This is a genomic window from Streptomyces sp. NPDC050535, from assembly GCF_044457665.1.
GTDB lineage: Bacteria > Actinomycetota > Actinomycetes > Streptomycetales > Streptomycetaceae > Streptomyces.
This window is the reverse complement of the sequence record NZ_JBITHE010000056.1, coordinates 1-3,971: the sequence shown is the minus strand read 5'-3', so window position 1 is coordinate 3,971 and position 3,971 is coordinate 1. Positions and strand designations below refer to the sequence as shown.

The following is a 3,971-nucleotide window of genomic DNA, read 5'->3' as shown; positions in this document are numbered from 1 at the left end:
CGGTCACGGATCCGGAGTCGGGGGTGAGCGGGGACGACCTGGCGTACGTCATCTACACATCCGGTTCCACTGGCACCCCCAAAGGCGTCGCCATCCCCCGCAGGGCTTTCACGAACCTCCTTCTCGGTATGAGGCAGGAGGCGCCGCTGACATCGGACGACCGGTTGGTGTCCGTCACCACGATCATGTTCGACATCGCGAACCTGGAGATCTTTCTGCCACTCATATCGGGCGCCCGGGTGATTGTCGCGAACAGACACCAGACACGGTCCCCCGCCGACCTCGGCACACTGATGGCCCGGCACAGCGCCACCATCGTGCAGGCCACACCATCCGTGTGGCGAATGCTGGCCGACGCGGAGACCGTGGAACTCGCTGGCGTCCATGTCCTGGTCGGCGGCGAAGCGCTGCCGCCCGACCTCGCTCGGAAGCTGACGCACCGAGCCGCGCGCGTGACGAACCTCTACGGCCCGACTGAGACGACCATCTGGTCGCTGAGCGCCGATGTTGACCCGCAAGCGGAATCCGTGTCGATCGGCGGTCCCCTGGCCAACACCGAGGTCTACGTAATGGACCGGTTCGGCAGCCCGGTCCCGGTGGGCGTGGCCGGTGAACTCTGGATCGGCGGCGCAGGCGTCGCGCGTGGCTATCTCAACCGCCCCGAGCTGACGGCCGAACGGTTCGTCCCGCACCCGTTCTCCCCTGACCAGCAGGCACGCGTGTACTGCACGGGAGACCTGGTCCGGTGGAGTGCCGACGGGAGTCTCGAATTCCTAGGACGGATGGACCATCAGGTCAAGGTCAGAGGGCACCGCATCGAGCTCGGCGAGATCGAGGCAACTCTCCTGACCCACAATGGTGTCGAGTCGGCCTTGGTCCTAGCACGTGACACCGAGAAGGGGCACAAGCGGCTCGTCGCGTACTGCGTGCCGACAGCGGGCAGATCGGAGCCCACTGTGACCGAGTTGCGCACATGGTGTGCCCGGACCCTCCCCGACTACATGCTGCCCAGTGCCTTCGTCCACCTGGAGCAGCTGCCGCTGATGCCCAACGGGAAGGTCGACCGCAAGGCACTCCCGGAGCCCACGGACCTGCGCCCGCTGCTGGAACAGCAATACGTCGCTCCGCGCACTGTTGTCGAGAAGGCCCTGGCGAGCGTCTGGGCCGACGTGCTCAACGCTGACGGGGTCGGCGTTCACGACAACTTCTTTGAGCTGGGTGGGGACTCGATCCTTAGCCTCCAGGTCATCTCCCGGACGAGGACCCTCGGCCTGGTCCTGACGCCTCCGATGATGTTCCAGTACCCGACCGTGGCAGAACTGGCCGTACATGTGGAGCCGATACTCGCCGAACAGGGACCGGTGACGGGGGACGTGCACCTGACGCCCTACCAGCGGGCCGTCCTTACCCACACCTCTTTCAGAGACCGGCATCCCACATATCTTATAACCCGGTGGGCCTTCGACCTCGAGTTGCTGGAGCAGGCGCTGGCCGCGGTCATCGACCACCACGACGCACTGCGGGCCCGATTCGCGCCTGCTGCGGACAACGCATGGCGCCAGTTCATGCCCGCCAGTTCCGAGCACCATCCGGTGTACCGCCATGACCTGTCCGGCCAGTCGTGGGACTCGATACGCACGCACCTTGAGCAAGCTACTCAGGACCTCCAGGCAAGCCTGGACACCGAACCCGGGCCGATGATGAGGTGCGGCCTGTTCGATCTGGGCAGCGATTTCGGGCACCGCCTGTTGCTGGTCGCCCACCAACTCGTCGTGGACCAGGCCTCCTGGAAGATCATTCTGGAGGACCTCACGTCCGCGTACGACGCCCTGGCCGGCGGCCGGGAGATCATCTTCCCGATGAAGAGCACGTCCTTCCAGGCGTGGGCCGACCGACTACACGACCTGGGGCACTCCGTCGGCACTCAGGGCGGCAGCCGAACCCACCTTCCCGCTGAACCAGCGCCGGGGAGCATGCCTCACGGCCGCGGGGCGATGGACGAGGACGGCCCTGAGGCGGCCATCACTCTGGAGTTCGGCGAGGCCGAGACCCGCAGGCTTCTCGACGAAGCAAAGGTCGGGCTTCCGGCTCGGATCACCGAGGTGGTGCTCACCGCGCTGGCCCACGTGACCGGGGATTGGGCCGCCAGCGAGCGGTGCGTCGATTTGACCGTGTCAGGCCGGAGCATGCCGCTTGACGACGTGGATCTCTCACGGACAGTTGGCTGCTTCGACCTCGTCTGCACCGCTGATCTCGCGGCCCTGGCCACAGACCACCCCGGTTCCACCCGGACGGTTGTACGTGACGCGCTCGCGAGTCCGCTGAGCCGAGGACGGGAGTCAGGTCTCCTCCGAGTCACTAACGTCGACGCCGGACGCGAGTCGCCGGGCTCACAGTCGGCGGTCATCAGCCTGGCTTGCCTGGGAGAGACGGAAGTACCCCCTACCCGCCTGGGGACGCTCCCCGACGACGAGGTACCAGCAGTTCTTGGCCATCGCAACCCGGTCATCCACTCGATCAGCATCACTGCCCGCGTATACCACGGGCGACTCGTTGTGGAACTGGCGTACTCACCGAAGGTCCACGAAAAGGAAAGAGTCGAACAACTCGCCCAGTCCCTGGAGCGGATCATCACGGAGTTGGCTACCGAGCAGGCGTCACACCATGACGGCCCGCTCACAGCCGATCAGTTCCCCTTTGCAGGACTTGACCAGACAGCTCTGGAATCAATTCTCGAAAGGTTCTCGAAGTGAGCAACGTCGAAAACATCTACAAGCTCACATCATTGCAGTCCGGGATGCTGTTCCACGTCCTGTACGAGTCCGCAGACGTGAACCCCTATGTCGCACAGTCCTGCGACGAGTTCGTCGGTCCTCTGGACGCGTCGCGTCTGAGGGATGCGTGGCAGGCGGTAGTCGACCGCCATACGGCGTTACGCAGCGCCTTCGTGTGGGAGGGACTCGACGAACCAGTCCAGGTCGTGCAACGGCAGGTCGAGGTGCCCTTCGAAGAACTGGACTGGAGAGGCTGTCTGGCGGACGAGCAGGAGACAAGGCTTCAGGAACTGCTGCGCGAGGACAGGTTGCGCGGGTTCGATCTGGCCGCCGCACCCCTCCTACGGTTCACGGTGGCCCGGCTGGCCGATGAGCGCTCGGTAGTGCTGTGGTCCTTCCACCACTTGCTGCTGGACGGCTGGAGTGCGCAGTTGGTGCAGAAGGAGGTCTACGCCCACTACCGTGCCTCGCTGTCCGATGGTTCACCGCAGCTGGAGACCCCCGTTCCCTACGCGCGGCACATCGAGTGGTTGAGCAAGCAGTCCCGGTCGGAGGCGGAGACGTTCTGGCGTGACACGCTGAGAAACTTCGAGGCGCCGACAGGCTTTGGGGTGGACCGGGCGACCGGTGACGTCGGCTACGGCGACATCACCGTGAACTTCGACACCGAACTGTCCGTACAGCTAAAAGAGTTCGCGCGGGCCCATCGGGTGACGGTGAATACGGTAGTGCAGGGCGCCTGGGCGCTACTGCTGTCCCGCTACAGCGGCAGCGACGACATCGTGTACGGCTGCACTGTCTCCGGACGCCCAGCCGAACTGCCCGGAGCGGAGTCGATAGTTGGCCTTCTCATCAACACGCTGCCGGTACGGGTACGCATCCGCCAGGACGCTTGCGTAGACGAATGGCTGCGGGACCTGCAGGAGCATCAGGTCTGGCTGCGGCAGTACGAGTACAGCGCGCTGGCCGATATACAGGGCTGGAGCGGCATGGTAAAGGGCGAGCCACTCTTCAGGTCCATCTTCGTTTTCCAGAACTATCCCAAGGCACTGGAGTCCTCGGACCTTCCTGAAGGACTCGAAGTGGGGGCCCCCGGGGGGGGGCCCCCCCCCCCCACCACCCCCCCCCCGGCCCCCCCCCACCCCCCAAAAAAGCCATCGGCCGGCGTATACATAGAACCCGCGGGGTTGGTTAGGG

2 protein-coding genes are annotated in these 3,971 nt (G+C 65.1%); both read left to right on the top strand.

Going from position 1 to position 3,971, the window contains the following annotated elements; translation table 11 throughout:
* A partial coding sequence (locus tag ACIBLC_RS41850) for an amino acid adenylation domain-containing protein (protein ID WP_399216734.1) occupies nt 1–2,753 on the top strand: 2,753 nt, incomplete at its 5' end.
* A partial coding sequence (locus ACIBLC_RS41845) for a condensation domain-containing protein (RefSeq protein ID WP_399216733.1) occupies nt 2,750–3,971 on the top strand: 1,222 nt, incomplete at its 3' end. The genes ACIBLC_RS41850 and ACIBLC_RS41845, both read left to right, overlap by 4 nt.